This window comes from Prescottella sp. GW823-FHT02E09 (assembly GCF_058797375.1).
Genome location: NZ_JBXAJP010000004.1, coordinates 440,509 through 456,995, shown reverse-complemented (window position 1 = coordinate 456,995; position 16,487 = coordinate 440,509). Strand labels below are relative to the sequence as shown.

Annotated in this window: 17 protein-coding genes; 10 read left to right on the top strand and 7 right to left on the bottom strand. The window is 68.5% G+C overall.

Going from position 1 to position 16,487, the window contains the following annotated elements; genetic code table 11:
* Positions 1–9: 9 nt before the first annotated feature.
* Positions 10–1,038, bottom strand: coding sequence for an iron-siderophore ABC transporter substrate-binding protein (locus AC1RIF_RS12765; RefSeq protein ID WP_492601721.1), 1,029 nt, complete (start codon positions 1,036–1,038; stop codon positions 10–12).
* Positions 1,039–1,129: 91 nt separating this feature from the next.
* A complete protein-coding gene (locus AC1RIF_RS12760) occupies positions 1,130–1,591 on the bottom strand; it encodes a hypothetical protein (RefSeq protein WP_492601720.1) in 462 nt (153 codons plus the stop codon).
* Between the two features lie 189 nt (positions 1,592–1,780).
* Here AC1RIF_RS12760 and AC1RIF_RS12755 point away from each other — a divergent pair, with 189 nt between their 5' ends.
* The gene (locus tag AC1RIF_RS12755) at positions 1,781–2,203 is read left to right on the top strand and encodes a hypothetical protein (RefSeq protein WP_492601719.1); all 423 of its coding nucleotides are present in this window, start codon (positions 1,781–1,783) and stop codon (positions 2,201–2,203) included.
* Between the two features lie 96 nt (positions 2,204–2,299).
* Positions 2,300–2,707 (top strand): DNA-binding protein, encoded by a 408-nt coding sequence (locus AC1RIF_RS12750; RefSeq protein WP_492601718.1) that lies wholly within the window; start codon positions 2,300–2,302, stop codon positions 2,705–2,707.
* A gap of 81 nt (positions 2,708–2,788) precedes the next feature.
* Here AC1RIF_RS12750 and AC1RIF_RS12745 read toward each other — a convergent pair whose 3' ends face one another.
* Together AC1RIF_RS12745 and pepN are read right to left on the bottom strand one after the other, a co-directional pair.
* Entirely contained in the window at positions 2,789–2,920 is a 132-nt protein-coding gene (locus tag AC1RIF_RS12745) for a hypothetical protein (RefSeq protein ID WP_492601717.1), read from the bottom strand.
* Positions 2,921–3,084: 164 nt separating this feature from the next.
* Positions 3,085–5,583, bottom strand: a complete 2,499-nt coding sequence (pepN, locus tag AC1RIF_RS12740; protein WP_492601716.1) for an aminopeptidase N — start codon at positions 5,581–5,583, stop codon at positions 3,085–3,087.
* 70 nt (positions 5,584–5,653) lie between these two features.
* Here pepN and AC1RIF_RS12735 point away from each other — a divergent pair, with 70 nt between their 5' ends.
* From AC1RIF_RS12735 to mihF, 3 genes are all read left to right on the top strand, one after another.
* Positions 5,654–6,094 (top strand): SRPBCC family protein, encoded by a 441-nt coding sequence (locus AC1RIF_RS12735; RefSeq protein ID WP_492601715.1) that lies wholly within the window; start codon positions 5,654–5,656, stop codon positions 6,092–6,094.
* 121 nt (positions 6,095–6,215) lie between these two features.
* The gene (locus tag AC1RIF_RS12730; protein ID WP_492601890.1) at positions 6,216–6,971 is read left to right on the top strand and encodes an enoyl-CoA hydratase; all 756 of its coding nucleotides are present in this window, start codon (positions 6,216–6,218) and stop codon (positions 6,969–6,971) included.
* Between the two features lie 108 nt (positions 6,972–7,079).
* On the top strand, positions 7,080–7,391 hold the full coding sequence (mihF, locus tag AC1RIF_RS12725) for an integration host factor, actinobacterial type (protein WP_114724527.1): 312 nt from the start codon (positions 7,080–7,082) through the stop codon (positions 7,389–7,391).
* A gap of 76 nt (positions 7,392–7,467) precedes the next feature.
* Here the strand turns inward: mihF and AC1RIF_RS12720 are convergent, their stop codons facing one another.
* Positions 7,468–8,352: an aminoglycoside phosphotransferase family protein gene (locus tag AC1RIF_RS12720; protein WP_492601714.1), complete on the bottom strand. Its 885-nt coding sequence runs from the start codon at positions 8,350–8,352 to the stop codon at positions 7,468–7,470.
* Positions 8,353–8,399: 47 nt separating this feature from the next.
* The gene (locus AC1RIF_RS12715) at positions 8,400–8,747 is read right to left on the bottom strand and encodes a UBP-type zinc finger domain-containing protein (protein WP_492601713.1); all 348 of its coding nucleotides are present in this window, start codon (positions 8,745–8,747) and stop codon (positions 8,400–8,402) included.
* A 170-nt stretch (positions 8,748–8,917) separates the two neighbouring features.
* Between AC1RIF_RS12715 and AC1RIF_RS12710 the strand changes: the two genes are divergently transcribed.
* Positions 8,918–10,438 (top strand): flavin-containing monooxygenase, encoded by a 1,521-nt coding sequence (locus tag AC1RIF_RS12710; RefSeq protein WP_492601712.1) that lies wholly within the window; start codon positions 8,918–8,920, stop codon positions 10,436–10,438.
* A gap of 9 nt (positions 10,439–10,447) precedes the next feature.
* Here AC1RIF_RS12710 and AC1RIF_RS12705 read toward each other — a convergent pair whose 3' ends face one another.
* Positions 10,448–11,143: a TIGR00266 family protein gene (locus tag AC1RIF_RS12705; protein WP_492601711.1), complete on the bottom strand. Its 696-nt coding sequence runs from the start codon at positions 11,141–11,143 to the stop codon at positions 10,448–10,450.
* Between the two features lie 765 nt (positions 11,144–11,908).
* On the opposite strand from AC1RIF_RS12705, the gene AC1RIF_RS12700 reads away from it, so the two are divergent.
* The 4 genes from AC1RIF_RS12700 (at position 11,909) to AC1RIF_RS12685 (ending at position 16,462) form a co-directional block, all read left to right on the top strand.
* A complete protein-coding gene (locus AC1RIF_RS12700; protein ID WP_492601710.1) occupies positions 11,909–12,733 on the top strand; it encodes an SDR family NAD(P)-dependent oxidoreductase in 825 nt (274 codons plus the stop codon).
* Entirely contained in the window at positions 12,730–13,767 is a 1,038-nt protein-coding gene (locus AC1RIF_RS12695) for a GAF domain-containing protein (protein ID WP_492601709.1), read from the top strand. Before AC1RIF_RS12700 ends, AC1RIF_RS12695 begins: the two co-directional genes overlap by 4 nt.
* Positions 13,768–13,881: 114 nt before the next feature.
* Complete coding sequence (locus AC1RIF_RS12690; RefSeq protein ID WP_492601889.1) at positions 13,882–15,327, top strand: aldehyde dehydrogenase family protein; 1,446 nt, start codon at positions 13,882–13,884, stop codon at positions 15,325–15,327.
* A gap of 25 nt (positions 15,328–15,352) precedes the next feature.
* Positions 15,353–16,462 carry an NAD(P)-dependent alcohol dehydrogenase gene (locus AC1RIF_RS12685; protein WP_492601708.1) on the top strand — a complete coding sequence of 370 codons (1,110 nt, stop codon included), beginning with the start codon at positions 15,353–15,355 and terminating at the stop codon, positions 16,460–16,462.
* The last annotated feature ends 25 nt before the right edge of the window (positions 16,463–16,487 follow it).

Genomic DNA, 16,487 nt, shown 5'->3' with positions numbered 1-16,487 from the left:
CCGCTGCCGCTACCGCGCCGCCTGCTTCTCGTTGATCGTCGCGACGAACTCGTCGAGCACGAACGGGATCGTGAGCGGGTTCGGCATCGAGACGGCATCGCTGACGATCGGATCCAGGGCGATCAGGCCACCGGACTTGACGACGTTCAGATTGGTGAACGCCGGAGTCGACTCCAGGTCCGCACGGAACTTCTCGTAGTTGTCGAACAGCATCAGATCCGCATCGAGCAGGTTGTAGTTCTCGGCGGAAACCTCGAAGTTGAGCTTGCCGTCGAATCGCTCCTCGAGCGCCGGCGGCGCCTCGAAGCCCAGCTGGGTCAGCAGCTGTGCCCGGGCCGAGTCCGGTGCGAACGCGCGCAGCTTGCCGTCGTTGCGGGCCACCACGAGCACCGCCGTCTTCCCGCGGAACTGGGGATTCTCGTCGCGGGTGCGGGCGATGAGGTCCTGGACGTCGCGCACTTCCTGCTGCGCCTGCGCCGGGAGGCCCACGGCCGCACCGATCCGGGTGGTGACCTCTTCCCACGGCAGCACCCAGTCGGTCTGGTCCGCGGCATGCAGGACGGTGGGCGCGATCGCGCTGAGCTGCTTGTACGTGTCCTCGTCGATCGCGTTGTTCACGGCGATGATGAGGTCGGGGGCGGCCGTCACGATGGTTTCGATGTCGAACTCGGTGGTGGCGTTGGCCAGGGCCTTCGGATCGTCGCCGTGGACGCTGGGCTCGGCCCACACCCCGATGCCGTCGTCGGTGGAGCCGGTCCACACCGGCACCAGCACGGGAGTCAGTCCCAGTGCGAGCAGCACGTCGGCGTCGCCGATACCGACCGCAGCGATGCGGCGCGGAGCCTGCGTGATGGTGGTCGACCCGTACTTGTGGTCGATCGTCACCGGGAAGGCGCCCGGCTCGGCGTGGTCCGCCCCGCCGCCGGAGGCGTCACCCTGCGAGGAGTCGTCGCTGCTGCTGCAACCCGCCACGGCCAGCCCCGCGATCGTCGCGAAGGTCATCGACAGCACGGCGCGTCGGCTCAGCACAGGGTTCATGTCAGGGGACCTTTCAGGCTTTGGTTACCCTTACCATAGGTGACGGTCCACACGCCCGCGACGGAGGCCCGGAACAGGAGCCGCCCGGAGGTCACGGGACCTCCGTGGCCCCGGACAGATCCTCGATGCCTGCCGGCTCCGTCCCGACGAAGCGCACGCCGATGCCGAACTCCTCGCCCATTTCGAGGCCGCACTCGGCGAAACGAATCATCCACGATCCGTCTGACCAGACAATCGCCTCGGGCAGGCCGAACGGCGCCTCCGGCCCGTCGAGCCGGGCACGGTCTACCGCGTCGAGTTCCCACACCGGATCGGTGAGCTCGGCGACGAGATAGCGCGACGCCGCGGCGGTGAAGGCGTCGAACCCGGCGATGGCCTGCGCCGCCGAGTCGACGGCGGCGTCCGATGGAGGCCCCGCCGGTTCGATGAGAATGCTGATCGTGCGCGGTTCGTCGCCGGGCAGATCGGCTGCCCAGCAGACGAACTCCTCCGCTAGGCCGATGCGGTCCAGGACCGTGCCCCGCACCTCGATCTTCTCGGGAAGGTCGTTCATGCGCCCAGTCAACCAAACCCCGCTCCGCCCCTCTGGGACGAGGATGGTCGGCGCTGGGCGTGGTGCGTGGGTCCGGTGGGGCCAGGATCCCCTGGACGCTCGACGCGCGGAAGCAGATCCCCTGCGGCGACTGCGCTCCGGGTGGAGGATGGGCAGCACGCCCGTCCCGGACTGCAGGAGGTCACCGAAATGAATCTCGTTCGCCGACTCGCCTTCTCCGCAGCCGTCGCCGCCGGTTCGGTTCTGGCCCCGGTCGCCGTGGCCTCGGCAGCGGTGACCGTTCCGTTCCAGATCGACCCCGCGCCGTACGGGAACCCGAACGGCAGCTTCGACGTGCCCCCGATCCGCTGTGCGGCCGTGGTCGGCGAACAGCCCGGCACGGTGACGATCACCGGCGGCAAGGAGGACCGGTGGGGTTGCCTGCTCTCGTCCGAGGTGCACTGGCTGAATCTGTCGACCGGGACATTCGGCTCCGCCCGGCTGTCGGACGGCCTCCACGGAATCCCGGCCGGAGCAACCCTGCAGACCGGCACGGGGCAGGTCGCTGTCACCGTCGTATCCGCAGTGGGCGGGTTGACCACGCCGGGCCTCGCAACCTTCCACGTCCCGTAGGTGACTACCCCGCCGCACGTCCAGCGAAACCAGATGTGAACAATCTGTTGTCAATATTTCGTTGGCAGCAGATCGGATCGAGGGGACGCTCGAAGCATGACCTCCGACGCCTTCACCCCACCCAACCCCAGCCGCGAGCGGGCCCACCGCGAGTACGCCGCCCTGTTCCGCATCGCCGAACGGCACGGTTCCACACCCGAGCAGCGGGCGCGGCAGTCGCACCCCGAGATGCTCGAACCCCTCGGCGCCATCCGTGTGGTCGCGGCACTGGCCGGCGGCGTCCACACTCCCGAGCCGGGGGAGCCCGACATCGACGACGCCGACATCACCGCCGCACTCGGCCTGTTCCCCAAGGCCCGCGCGGAGATGGACCAGCTCGAGGCCCTGTTCCTCGGCATCGCGCGGCAGCGCGGAATGACCTGGCAGGAAATCGCTTTCGGCCTCGGCCTGGGAAGCACACAGGCCGCGCGCCAACGCTACGACCGGTTGGTGAAGCGCACCTGACCCCGGACACGCCTCGGGCCCGGAGCCGACGAACGGCTCCGGGCCCGAACCGGAATGGTTGCTGGACGACGACCTTGCGGACTACACCAGCAGTGCGGCGAAGGCGCCCACCGCCGCGATGAGAGCGGCGAATGCGCCGAACGCCTCCGCACCCGCGACCACCTGATCGAAATCGACCGAGCCGATGAGCGTACCGATCTCCTCAGAACCCATTTCTTTCCCCTTTGTTCCTGTGAAGCGGGTGCTTCGCCTTGCCGCCGTTCTCGGCGCCACTGCATGTGTAGCCGACCGGACGAGCCGATTCCAAGCCGCGAAAGCCTTGAATCGCAATCTATTACAGAATGGAAACGCCCACGCACCCAGGCGTAAAAATCACGTCACGTGGCGTTAACACCGAGCGCCCGCACCCGCAGATCGCGGGCCAGGTGATCGCGCTGTTCGATCACCAGTCGGCGCAGCGCACCCGGCGCATCCGCGTTGACGCCCAGCCACGTGTCGACGGGGCCGAGCGAGTCGGACGCCGGAAAGAGGCCGAGCACGAGGCGACGGGCGATCTCGATGCTCCGCTCGCCCCACACGTCCCGGATCGCGGCGAAGTACGCGTCGTCGTACCGCTCGACCAGGTCACGGCGCTCACCGGCCCGGAAGCCGCCGATGACGGCATCGAGGTGGTCGTTGGTCAGGGTCGTGTCCTCGAGCGCCGACGCCCATGCCCGCGCCTTCACTGCGGCGTCGGGTCGGGCCGCCAGGGCGCGTAGGTGGGCGGTGCGCCCCGACGCGGTGTCGTCGCGCCCCAGTTCGCCGTCCAGATCGCCCTGGTTCGCGTGTCCGGTCGCACTCAGCGCGGTCCACAGGGACCACCGCAGATCGGGGTCCAGCGCCAGACCGTCGGGTGTCGGGCGCTCACCGCCCAGCATCTCCCGGATGTCCGCCGACCGCCGGTCGTCGACGACGGCAGCCGATGCGACGGCGCGGGCCCACGCCAGCTGGGCGCCGGATCCCGGTTGCGCGTCGTGCATTGCAGCCCAGCACGCCTCGAGCCAGCGCTCACGCCACCCGTCACGGTCCGCATCGGGCAGATAGTGTCCGATCGCGAACGCGGCGTTCGCGAGGACCGCGGTGAGCAGCGCCATGTTGGTCTCGGCCGGCGCGAACGCGCGCGCCATCGCCAGATAGCGCCGGGGATCGAGCTCCCCGTCGCGGGTCGCGTTCCACAGCGCCGACCAGATCAGCCCGCGCGCCAACGGATCCGTGACACGGTCCAGTGAACGCTCCACCGTCTCGAGAGAACCGGCGTCCAGGCGCGCCTTCGCGTACGTGAGGTCGCCGTCGTTGAGCAACCGGAGCGGCGCGGACGACAGGTCGAGCGGCGTCCGCTCGGCGACCACGTCCAGCTCCACGCGGCCGCGCCGCACCAGGTCGCCGGCACCGTCGAAGTCGTAGAGTCCGACGGCCAGGCGGTGCGGGCGCGGATCGCTCTGCACGATCTCGTACCCACCGTCGCCGCCCTCCAGGGTCAAGGTGGAGACGCCGGTGGTCTGCAGCCACGCCCGCGCCCACTCCGCGAGGTCCCGGCCCGAGGACGCCGACAACTCCGCCAACAGGTCGGCCAGCGTGGTGTTGCCGAAGGCATGCTCGCGGAAGTACCGCCGGGAGCCCTCGAAGAACGCGTCCCGGCCCACGTAGGCCACCAACTGCTTGAGGACGCTGGCACCCTTCGCGTACGTGATGCCGTCGAAGTTCAACTTCGCCGCCTCCAGATCGACGATGTCGGCGACGATGGGATGCGTGGTGGGCAGCTGGTCCTGCGAGTACGCCCACGCCTTCCGCCGGTTCGCGAACGCGACCCAGGCGTCGGTCCACTCGGTGGCCTCCACGCTCGCGAGGGCACCCATGAAGTCGGCGAACGATTCCTTGAGCCACAGATCGTCCCACCACATCATCGTCACCAGGTCGCCGAACCACATGTGCGCCATCTCGTGCAGGATCGTGTTGGCGCGGCCCTCGTACTGTGCGGCCGTGGCCGCGCCGCGGAAGACGTACGCCTCCGTGAACGTCACGCAGCCGGGATTCTCCATCGCCCCCAGGTTGTACTCGGGCACGAACACCTGGTCGTACTTGCCCCACGGGTACGGGTAGTCGAAGTGTTCGGCGAAGAAGTCCATGCCCTGCTTCGTCACCTCGACGATCGTGTCGGCGTCGAGGTACTGCGCAAGCGACGCGCGGCACAGCACACCGAGCGGCACCGTGAGATCGTTTCGGCTCCAGACGGATTCGACCCGATGATACGGTCCGGCGGCAATCGCTGTGATGTACGTGGAGATGGGCAGCGTGGGGGAGAACTCGACGACCTGACGGGTGTCGTCGACGTGGTGGAGCGCCACCGGACGGTTCGACACCACCTCCCAGCCGGCGGGCGCCGTGACGACGAACGTGAACGGCGCCTTCATGTCCGGCTGCTCGAAGCACGCGAACACACGGCGCGCATCCGACGGCTCGTACTGTGTGTAGAGATACGTCGCACCGTCGACGGGGTCGTGGAATCGGTGCAGCCCCTCCCCGGAACGGCTGTAGGCGCCGACCGCGCGGATCACCACGGTGTTCGACCCGCGCAATCCACGCAGAGCGACACGGGCACCGTCGAACTCGACGTCGGCGGCTTCGCCGTTGACGGTCACCGAACGGACCTCCGGACCGAGGAAGTCGAGCCACGTCTCGGGCGTCTCGGCGTCGAACTCGACGGTCGTCGACGTCGCGAAGCCCGGCTCGGAACTGTCCGGCGCACCGGATATGTCGAGTTCGACGCGATAGGAACGGACGGTCACGGCTGCCGATCGTGCGGCGGTCTCGGCACGGGTCAAGTTCGCAGTACTCACCCCCCGATCCTGCCAGCCACGAGTAGAGTCCGATGCATCTCCGGGTAACCGCACCGAACGGGGTTCCGACATGTCAGGGCGTTTCGAAGCCACAACCGTGATCGACCGTCCCATCGACGAGGTGTTCCAGTTCCTCGCAGCCGGCGTCAATGATCCGATGTTCAGCCCGCGGGTCCAGAGCATCGTCCAGAAGACCGACGGTCCACCGGGCCTCGGAACGGTCTTCGCCAGCACGGTCAAGGATGCGGGGATGACCACCGAGCGCGAGTTCGAGCTGACCGAGTTCGAACCGCCGCGACGGCTGCGCTGGGCGGAACGGTCGACGAATTCCGTCACCGCGGTGGAGGGCGGATACGACCTGGAGCCGGACGGGACCGGGACGAAGCTGACGGTCTTCAACGTGCTGGAGGGCCACGGGATCGGGAAGATCATCGCCCCCCTCGCACTGCGGATGGCACGAAAGGACGCTCCCGACTTCGCCTTACGGATCAAGTCCGCGATCGAAGGCTGAGTCGCGGACCCGCACCGGCACCGGGCCTCGGGGCCTGCCTCGTCCGGCCGTTCCGGGTAGCATCGGGCACTGCTACCGGATGTGACGGAGAGGCGCGATGAACGACGTCGTCAGAATCGAGATGGACCCGGAAACCGGCATCGGCACCATTGTGCTGAATCAGCCGGGCCAACGGAATCCACTGTCCACCAATATGATGCGCCAGGTCACCGCGGCGCTGCGGGAGATGGCCGACGACGAGGCCGTACGGGCGGTCGTGCTGAGCGCGGCCGGCCCGGCCTTCTCGGCCGGACACGACCTGTCCGAGATGATCGACCGCACCCTCGAGGACGAGCGGGAGGTCTTCGAGGTGTGTACCGCGATGATGGACACCGTGCAGGGGATTCCGCAGCCGGTGATCGCCGCGGTGCAGGGCCCGGCGATCGCCGCCGGCTGCCAGCTGGCCGCGTCGTGCGACCTGGTGGTGGCGTCGTCGAACGCGGTGTTCGGAACCCCGGGTGTGCGCATCGGGCTGTTCTGCTCCACCCCCATGGTCGCCCTGAGCCGATCGGTGGGCCGCAAGCGGGCGATGCAGATGCTGCTCACCGGAGAGACGATCGACGCCGACACCGCCGCCGACTGGGGCCTGGTCAACCTCGTGGTCGCGCCCGACGAACTGCGGCCACGGGTACGGGATCTGGCGTCGAAGATCGCCGAATCCAGCCCGTTGACCCTGGCCATCGGCAAGCAGGCGTTCTACCGGCAGATCGACCTGCCGCAGGACGAGGCATACGAACTGATGGCCGAGACGATGGCCACCAACGCGGTCACCTGCGACGCGCAGGAAGGAATGAGCGCGTTTCTCGAGAAGCGAAAGCCGTTGTGGAAGGGCAAATGAGACGAATAGCCACGGCTTTTCGACACGCGGGGCCCAGTTGACGCGCGCGATGGCGATTCCCGTTCTAGCCTGAAGCCCATCCGGGTTCCGTGAGAGAGAGGCACATCAATGGCATTGCCCACCTTGACCCCCGAACAGCGCGCTGCGGCACTGGAGAAGGCCGCAGCGTCCCGCAAGGCGCGGTCCGAACTGAGAGAAGATCTCAAGTCGGGCAAGCTCACCCTGGTGGAAGTTCTCGACAAGGCGGATACCGACGAACTGGTCGGTAAGACGAAGGTGCTCTACCTGCTCGAATCCCTGCCCAAGGTGGGGAAGATCAAGGCCCGCGACATCGCGGAGTCCGTCGGCATCGCCGAGACCCGGCGCGTCTCCGGCCTGGGCGCCCGCCAGCGCGCCGACCTGATCGCCAAGCTCAGCTGACACAGCTCCTCACGTCGGCCCGTCACCTTCCGGTGCGGGCCGACGCAGCTGCGACAGGACTGAGCACGGACAGCGCTCAGCGCGCCAACAGCATTCGCGCAATCGCGACCTGTTCGTCCGCCAATCGGCTTTCGCCGTCCTCGATGCCCCACAGTCCGTTCTGCAGAATCCGGCCGAGCGTCCACGCCCGCGAACGCTCCCGATCGAGGTCGAGCACGTCGGTCATCAAATCGAACCGCCACCCCGTCTCCGCTGGGTCGTAGCGGTTGGTGAGCGCGGGCAGCAGCTCGAAACCGGGATCACCGGCGAGCGGTTTCGGGTCGATCGCAATCCACGGTTCACGCTCCGCCGCAAGAACATTGTCGTAGTGCAGATCCCAGTGCAACAGCCGGCGCCCGGGCTCGTCGACGACGTCACGCAGTGCCGCAGCGCAGTCGGTCAGCAGCGTGCGGTCGCCGGCGTCCGCGAGCCGGGTCACCGCCTCGGGCGCCGCCTCGAGCATCGCGACTGCGATGTCTCCCAGAGCGCGCATGCCGTCGGGGGCCGGCCGAGACGTCAGTCGGGCCAGCAGATCCGCAATGATCCGCACCGCTTCCCTCGAGTCCGCCAGACCCGACAGGTGCCGCGACGTATCCAGCCGCTCCAGGAGCATCGCGCCGGTACCGGGATCGTCCGCCAGCAGGCGCACTGCACCGTCGCCGTCCCACGCGCGCAACGCATCGGGTTCGCCGACACTCTCGTCGTCCACAGCCTGCAGCTTGAGCACCGCCTCGCCGCCGTCCCGATCCCGCACGGGCAGCACCAGCGCGGTCCATCCATGCATTGCCGGACCACTGAGCCGCAGATCCCAACGCTCCAGAACCTCGTCCGCCAGCCGCGGCAGCGCCGCCACGAACGCCCGCCCGGCCGCGCCGCCGTGCTTGTACTGCGCCGCGACCAGCGCGTCGGGAATCTCGATCACCCCGCCGATTCTACGAACGTCGCGAACCGGATGGACTCGGCCCGAGCTCAGTGCAGGCGATCCGCCCAGTCCTGCGGGACGCGCTCGCGTGGGCCCGGAACCGTTTGATCGATCGGATGGCTCTGCGGCGGAGCCAGTTCCGGCCCCTCGGCGAACCCCTGGGTCCGATAGTCCCAGAACCAGTCCTCGCCGGGCTCGAAGCTCCGAATGATCGGGTGCCCGGATGCCGTCGCATGCGCGCTCGCGTGCTGTGCGGGTGAGGAATCGCAGCACCCGATGTGACCACAGGCGGCGCACCGGCGCAGGTGGAACCACCACCCGCCCGACGCGTCGCACTCGGCGCAGCCCGTCCCGCCGGGGGTGGCAGCGGGGTCGATCTCCGGTGTCTCGCTCATCTGTCGTGCCTCCTCGGCAGGGCGTCGGTGTGGTCGACGTGGGCACCATTGTTCGCCGCACCGGGCATCGCGTCGAGTGGACCGGCCCAGAATTGCTCGCACACAGCGCGACGATCGGGCTACGGTGCATTACAGACGTGGTTTCGTCAGCGCCGGCATCCGGAGGACCCATGACGCCCGAACACCCCACCGAGCCCGAGCACGTCGACGTCCTCATAATCGGTGCCGGGCTGTCGGGAATCGGTGTCGCCAGCCGACTCCGTCGGACACATCCGGGTCGCACCTTCACGCTCCTCGAGGCCCGCGCCGTCTCCGGCGGCACGTGGGACCTGTTCCGGTACCCGGGCATCCGCTCCGACTCCGACGTCCAGACATACGGATACGATTTCAAGCCGTGGCGGGGACGCAAGACGCTCGCGCCCGCCGCGGACATCCTCGCCTACATCCGCGACACCGCCCGCGAGCACGACGTGGAGCGGCGTATTCGCTATCACCACAAGGTGATCCGCGCCGACTGGTCCTCCACGGACGCCCGCTGGACGGTCACGGCGCGGCGCGGCGACACCGGCGAGACGGTGACGATCACAGCCGACTGGTTGTTCTGCGCCAGTGGCTACTACAACTACGACAAGGGCTACACACCGGAGTTTCCCGGTGCCGAGCGCTTCGGCGGCCGGATCGTGCATCCCCAGGCCTGGCCCGAGGACCTCGACTACACCGGCAAACGGGTGGTGGTGATCGGCTCCGGCGCCACCGCGGTGACGCTGATCCCGGCAATGGCCGATGCCACCGCGCACGTCACGATGCTGCAGCGTTCGCCGTCCTATGTCATCCCGCTGCCCGCCGAGGACGCGCTGTCCGGCGTGTTCCGCCGGGTGCTGGGAGCCGAACGGGGCTACCGCCTCACCCGCAAGAAGAACATCATGCAGAACGTCTGGATCTACCGGCTGTCCCGACGCTTCCCCACACAGGTGCGCGCCGTCATCCGGTGGCTCGACACCCGGCTGCTACCGACCGGTTTCGATGTCGATACCCACTTCAATCCGCGATACGACCCGTGGGATCAGCGCCTGTGCGTCGTCCCGGGCGGAGACCTGTTCAAGACGATCTCCAGGGGCAAGGCTTCGGTGGTCACCGACACCATCGAGTCGTTCACCGAGACCGGCATCGCGCTGGCGTCCGGGAGGCATCTCGATGCCGACATCATCATCACCGCGACCGGCCTCGACCTGCTCGCGCTCGGTGGCGTCGAGCTCCGCCTCGACGGCGCACCCGTCGACATCACCGAACGCCTCGCGTTCAAGGGCACCATGCTGTCCGACATTCCGAACTTCTCGTTCGCCGTCGGCTACGTGAACGCCCCGTGGACTCTCAAGGTCGACCTCGTCGCCGACTACCTGTGCCGGGTGCTGGACGAGATGGATCGCCGCGGCTGCGACATCGTCGTCCCGGAGAACCACCAGCAGGGCATGGAGACACGGCCCCTACTCGATTTCGCGGCCGGCTACATCCAGCGATCGATGGATCTGTGGCCGCAGGCAGGGACGAAGGACCCGTGGAACCTGCCGATGGACTACTACAAGGACGTCGTGGTCCTGCGGGAGACGCCCGTCGACGACGGCACCCTGACGTTCACGAGGGCCGAGTCGACGACGACGCGATCGGACGGCGACTTCGTCAGCCCCGACTGACCGTGGCGCTCAGTCGCTGCTACTGCTGCTACTGCTGGTACTCGACGGCATCCTCGCCCGAAGCCAATCCACCAGGTCCGCTGCATTTCGGGTCTGCATCCACACCCGACCGGGCCCGGTGAACTCCGTGACGATGCCCTCGCCACCGAGAATCATCGACTTCCACCCGCCCGCCTTGCGGATGCGGTACTGGACCGTCTCGTCGAACGCGACGACGTGACCGGAATCGAGCGTCATCGTCTCACCGTCCGCGAGCGTCATCGACCGGATCGCGCCGTAGCTGGACAGCAGGATCTCGCCGCTTCCACTGCACCGCAACAGAACGAGCCCTGCACCGCTGAAGAATCCTTTGCCGCCGCCCCATTTGGAGTCGACCTCGACGGTCGCGTCGGATGCCAGCCAGCACCCGGACTGGACGAGCAGCGCCGTCCCCTCGTCGACGGTGGTTTCGACCAGATCGCCCGGAAGCGCGCCGGCGACGCCCACGACGCCACCGTGATCGCTGCTGAAGTCGTTGACGAAGAAGCTCGAGCCGCCGAGGGAACGGCGGAGCCCCTTCAGGAAGCCGCCGCGGGTCGAGGTGGTGATCGAGATGTCGCCCCGCATCATCGCCATCGCACCGGCCTCGACGCGGACCGATCCACCAGCGGGAACACTGATCTCGGCGAACGCGAACGCGGGCCCGCAACTGATCTCGGTCTTCATCGCTTCCCTCCCCCGAAGAGTCGAACATTCGAGCATCGGACAGAACCGTCACAGTACCGGGGTTCGGCGGCCGGAGCCCGCTTGCGGCCACCCGCCGAACTCGCGTCCCCCGACGCAGGCCGGGACGGCTCCGGGGCAGCCCCCGTGGGGGACCCACCCACCACGGGGCAAATCCCCCTACACCGTCGAACGGACCGGCACTAGCGTTCGAGTTGTCGCCCGGCTGGCCCGGGCGGCGACCGTGGTCCCCCGGACCCCCGACCTGGCGGACCACGGCCGGACGGTGGCGTCGGATCCATCCCGATGCCACCGTCCGGGCCCGGAATCCGGGTCTCCGACACGCCAGCTCGAGGTTGCATCCCCGTCACCGACTGGCTTACAGTGCACCTGCGCGCCCCTCACGAGGCTTCCTGCGACTCTGTCGATTTCGGGTCTGCTTGTAGCGCTGTCACATTGACGCATGCTCATGTGGCGATCGTTGCTCCCGTTCGGGACTCGACGACGCCCGGTCCCGACGGCACGAGCCGGCGTCTTTCCACGAACTCGACTCGGCCGATCTCCGTCCGCTTGACGGCGGGTACGCCGCGTCGCAGCGACCACCGGGTTGGCGGTCCGAACCCCGACTCGGGCCGGCCCGCCCGGTGGTCGCATATCTCGTGCAACCCCACGCGTTACCGAGCGCAGCCGGACCGCCTCGAGATGCCGGCTACGCGCCGTTCTGGTAGAGAACTGGGAGCGCCGGTTCAGCAGACAGAGGGGAATTCGTTGGGGTACTTCGAACGTCGCGTCGTGGCCGTGACGGGGGCAGGTTCGGGCATCGGTCGCGAACTGTCGACAAGGTTGGCCGGATCGGGTGCAGTGCTGGCCCTGTCCGGGGACGCCGAAGGTCCGCTGAAGGAGACGGCGGACCTGTGCGAACGGGCCGGGGCCCAGGTATCCGCCACGGTTGTCGACGTCACCGACCGTCCCGCGGTCCATGCCTTCGCCGCCGAGACCGCGAGCCGCTTCGGGGGTGTCGACATCGTGATCAACAATGCCGGAATCCTCTACACCGGTGCTGTTCTGGACTCCGGCTACGCCGACATCGAACGCGTGATGGATGTCGACTTCTGGGGTGTCGTGAACGGCACCAAGGAATTTCTCCCGTACGTGGTGAAGTCGGACCGCGGTCACGTGGTGAATCTGTCCTCCGCGTTCGGGTTGATGGCGGCACCCGGCTACTCCGCGTACAACGCCGCGAAGTTCGCAGTCCGCGGATTCACGGAATCGCTGCGTCAGGAAATGGAACTCGGCGGCCACTCGGTGAAGGTGACGTGCGTGTATCCGGGTGGCGTCCGGACCGGCATCGCCCGGACCGCGAGCGCCGCCGCCGGGGTGGACGCCGACGAGGTCGCCGACTCGTTCGATCAGCGCATCGCTCGTACCGACCCCGCCGAGGCCGCCCGCGCGATCCTGCGGGGTGTCGAGCAGGGTCGAGCGCGGGTGCTCGTCGGTCCGGACGCGAAGGTGGTGGACGCGGTGACCCGGCTCCTGGGTCCGGCGTACCAGCGGTTACTGCCGGCCGCGAAGCGTCGGGGGCTGCGAAAATGACCACGGAATGGCTGCTGATCAGCACGTTCGGCGGCCAGGAGCCGTCGCTGATCGGAGTGGGGTCGTCCCCGAAACCCTTTGTACCGCTGAACCGACATTTCAAGGGCCGGCGAGGGCAATCGAACAGAGTCCTCGACGAGGTCCAGAACGCACTGCTCGAGATCATGGCCGACCCCGGACATCGACGGATCGACCGGCTGTCGGAGGACGGCCGCAAACGCATCCTCGCGGAGCCGCTGCTCAATTCCGAGGACCGCCTCCACGGCGTGTACTTCTGGCGCGGAAACGCCGACGAGGCGCCGCCTCCGCGCGATCCGGCGGGCGCGTGGCACTTCAACCTGACGGCAGGCAAGGCGAGCGGCAGCGACGACCTCTTCGACCTGTACGGCGTCGCCCCCGAGGACCGTCGCAGCGAGGCGGCGATGGCGGGCGCGTTCACCCGGCTGGTGACCAACCGCGACGAAGGTGAGGCGCTGGCCAAGATCGTGCAGTCGGAGCCGGGCACGGAGCACCAGGCGGTGTGGAAGGTACGCCGTGACGACGGCGAGGAACGTGCGGCGCACTTCTCGTGCCGGATGCTCGAGGAGAAGCCGGATCCGGCCGGGGACCGGCGCGAGGTCATCCTCCGGGGAATCACCCACGACATCGGCCCCGCCGGCGAGGTTCCGGCCGCGCCGCCACCGGTGATCCTCGAGCATCGGGTGCTCGACGCCGTGATGGCGCCCGGCGAATACCTCGCCTACGTCGACCTGAAACGCCTCGCGCTCATCAAGTGGCGCAGCGAACCGATGCCCGGGGTGGCCTGGGAGCACGCGGTCGGCGAGCCGGCGCCCGCGATGCATCCCTCCGATGTGCCGCTCGCACGGAAGATGGCGAAGGATCTCGCCTTCCGGAAGGTCGAAGGCGTCCTGCGGTTCCGCGGGCTCGACGGCGACTGGAAACCCCTCCACCTGGCGGTCGCGCTGATGGCATTCGACGAGTCCACACACGGTGGACTGGTCACCGTCACCGAGGCGGCCACCACCCGGGACTGAAAAATGTCTTTCACTGAGTGAAAGACCATCTGTGGTCGGCGACGCGGCCCGGCACCGTGGAAAAGGATCCATGTGCTGCGACTGCGAGGAGCGACCGTGACGAGTCTGTTGAACATGCCAGTGTGGGAATCCCGAATCTTCACCGGTGAATGGGTGGCCGGCGGTGGCGAGGACCGTGTCGTGGTCGAACCCGCGACCGGCAAGCAACTCACCACCGTCGGAACGGCCACCCCCGACGACGTCGCGGCGGCCGCCGCCGGCGCCACCGCTGCGCAGAAGGCGTGGGCCGCGCAGCCGTACACCGAGCGCGCTGCGGTGCTCCGCCGAGCCGGGCAGTTGTTCGAGCAGTACGCCGACGAGATCGGCGAGTGGATCGTCCGCGAGGCCGGCAGCATCCGGGCCAAGGCCGGAACCGAGACGCACACCGCCGCCGAGGAGTGCTACAACGCGGCCGCCCTGGCCGCGCATCCCGTCGGCGAGGTGCTGCGCTCCGAGCAGCCGCGACTGAGCTTCTCGCGCCGCGTCCCGGTGGGCACGGTCGGCGTCATCGCCCCGTTCAACTTCCCGCTCATCCTGTCGATCCGCGCCGTCGCGCCGGCGCTCGCGCTGGGCAACGCCGTGATCGTCAAACCGGACCCGCGTACCGCGATCTGCGGTGGCGTCGTCCTGGCCCGAATCTTCGAGGAGGCCGGGCTCCCGGCCGGCGTCCTCAGTGTGCTGCCCGGAGGCGCCGACGCCGGCGAGGCCGTGGTGGTCCACCCGAGCGTGCGCGTCATCGCGTTCACCGGCTCGACGCGGGCCGGACGCGCGGTCGGCGAACTCGCGGGTCGCCACCTCAAGCGTGCCCACCTGGAACTCGGCGGCAACAACGCCCTCATCGTCATGGACGACGTCGACCTGGAGAAGGCCGTCTCGGTGGGCGCGTTCGGCTCGTACATGCACCAGGGACAGATCTGCATGGCGACGGGCCGTCAGCTGGTGCACGAGAGCATCGTCGGCGACTACACCGCGCTGCTCGCCGAGCACGCCGAGCGGCTGCCCGTCGGAGATCCGTTCACCGCCGAGGTGGCGATGGGACCGATCATCGATGCGCGGCAACGGGATCAGATCCACACGCTCGTGTCGGACAGCGTCGCCGCCGGGGCCCGTCTGGCCGCCGGCGGCACCTACGAGGACCTCTTCTACCGCCCGACGGTCCTCGCCGACACCCCGCTGACGGCGCCCGCCTTCGTCAACGAGGTCTTCGGCCCCGTCGCCCCCGTCACCTCCTTCGCGACCGTCGACGAAGCCGTGCAGATCGCGAACGACTCGGAATACGCACTGTCCCTGGGAATCCTGACCGGTGATGCGATGCGGGGCCTCGAGATCGCCCAGCAGATCCCCACCGGCCTGGTCCACATCAACGACCAGACGGTCGGCGACGAGGCCGTCGTCCCGTTCGGCGGACTCGCAGCCTCCGGCAACGGCGGCCGTGTCGGCGGCATCGGCGCCAACCTCGACGCGTTCACCGAGACGCAGTGGGTGACGGCGCAGAGCGCACTACCGATCTACCCCTTCTGATCACGGAAATCCCCAGGAGCACACCATGGTCAACACAGCTCGCGCCGCCGTCGTCGATGGCATCGGTGAACCCTTCACGATCGGTGAGGTCACCCTCGACGCACCCCGGGCCGACGAGGTCCTGGTCCGGATCGTCGCCGCCGGGGTCTGCGGCACCGACCTGGGCGTCCAGGCCGGACACATCCCCTTCCCGCTCCCCGGAGTGCTGGGGCACGAAGGCGCCGGGATCGTCGAGGAGGTGGGCAGCGCGGTCACCAGCGTCGAGCCGGGCGACAAGGTGCTGCTGTCGTTCACCAGCTGCGGCGAATGCCGCAACTGCCGCACCGCACACCCCGCGTACTGCCAGGAGTTCCTGCCCCGCAACCTCGTCGGCGGACGGCGCACGGACAGCAGCACCACGGTCCGACGCGGCGACCAGGAGATCAACGGGCACTTTTTCGCCCAATCCTCCTTCTCCACCTACGCGTTGGCCGACGAGCGCGGTGTCACCAAGGTGTCCGCCTCGGCGGACCTGGGTCTGCTGGCACCGCTGGGCTGCGGGATCCAGACCGGCGCCGGTGCCGTACTCAACATCCTCACACCCGAACCCGGCTCCACCCTGGCCGTCTTCGGGGTGGGCGCGGTGGGAATGGCCGCCGTCATGGCTGCGGCCCTCACCGGCGCCGAGCGGATCGTCGCCGTCGACATCGTGCCGTCACGACTCGAGCTGGCCCGGGAACTGGGTGCGACGGACGTGATCAACTCGAAGGAGGTGGATCCGGCCGCCGAACTCGACCGGATCAGCGGGGGACTGGGCATCGACTACGCGATCGACGCCACCGGCAACGTGCGGGTGCTCGAGACCGCGATCAACTGCCTCGCACCCCTGGGCACGGTAGCGGCCATCGGCGCCCCCGCGGCCGGCGCGACAGTCCCCGTCGACGTCAACTACCTGCTCAACGGCCGGCGTTTCATCGGTGTCACCGAAGGCGATTCGGTGCCGCAGGTGTTCCTCCCCGCCCTGGTGAAGTTGATCGAGCAGGGGCGCTTCCCACTGGAGAGGCTCGTCCAGCACTACCGGTTCGAGGACATCAACGACGCCGCGCAGGGGATCAGGGACGGAAGCGTGCTCAAGCCGGTGCTCCTGTTCGACTGAGCGTCGCGCGGGCGTGTCTGCCCGG

Excerpts from the sequence above, each read along its gene's own strand:
- AC1RIF_RS12765 (WP_492601721.1), bottom strand. The coding sequence starts at position 1,038 with ATGAACCCTGTGCTGAGCCGACGCGCCGTGCTGTCGATGACCTTCGCG.
- AC1RIF_RS12760 (WP_492601720.1), bottom strand. The coding sequence starts at position 1,591 with ATGAACGACCTTCCCGAGAAGATCGAGGTGCGGGGCACGGTCCTGGAC.
- AC1RIF_RS12755 (WP_492601719.1), top strand. The coding sequence starts at position 1,781 with ATGAATCTCGTTCGCCGACTCGCCTTCTCCGCAGCCGTCGCCGCCGGT.
- AC1RIF_RS12750 (WP_492601718.1), top strand. The coding sequence starts at position 2,300 with ATGACCTCCGACGCCTTCACCCCACCCAACCCCAGCCGCGAGCGGGCC.
- AC1RIF_RS12745 (WP_492601717.1), bottom strand. The coding sequence starts at position 2,920 with ATGGGTTCTGAGGAGATCGGTACGCTCATCGGCTCGGTCGATTTCGAT.
- AC1RIF_RS12735 (WP_492601715.1), top strand. The coding sequence starts at position 5,654 with ATGTCAGGGCGTTTCGAAGCCACAACCGTGATCGACCGTCCCATCGAC.
- AC1RIF_RS12730 (WP_492601890.1), top strand. The coding sequence starts at position 6,216 with ATGGACCCGGAAACCGGCATCGGCACCATTGTGCTGAATCAGCCGGGC.
- mihF (WP_114724527.1), top strand. The coding sequence starts at position 7,080 with ATGGCATTGCCCACCTTGACCCCCGAACAGCGCGCTGCGGCACTGGAG.
- AC1RIF_RS12715 (WP_492601713.1), bottom strand. The coding sequence starts at position 8,747 with ATGAGCGAGACACCGGAGATCGACCCCGCTGCCACCCCCGGCGGGACG.
- AC1RIF_RS12710 (WP_492601712.1), top strand. The coding sequence starts at position 8,918 with ATGACGCCCGAACACCCCACCGAGCCCGAGCACGTCGACGTCCTCATA.
- AC1RIF_RS12705 (WP_492601711.1), bottom strand. The coding sequence starts at position 11,143 with ATGAAGACCGAGATCAGTTGCGGGCCCGCGTTCGCGTTCGCCGAGATC.
- AC1RIF_RS12695 (WP_492601709.1), top strand. The coding sequence starts at position 12,730 with ATGACCACGGAATGGCTGCTGATCAGCACGTTCGGCGGCCAGGAGCCG.
- AC1RIF_RS12690 (WP_492601889.1), top strand. The coding sequence starts at position 13,882 with ATGCCAGTGTGGGAATCCCGAATCTTCACCGGTGAATGGGTGGCCGGC.
- AC1RIF_RS12685 (WP_492601708.1), top strand. The coding sequence starts at position 15,353 with ATGGTCAACACAGCTCGCGCCGCCGTCGTCGATGGCATCGGTGAACCC.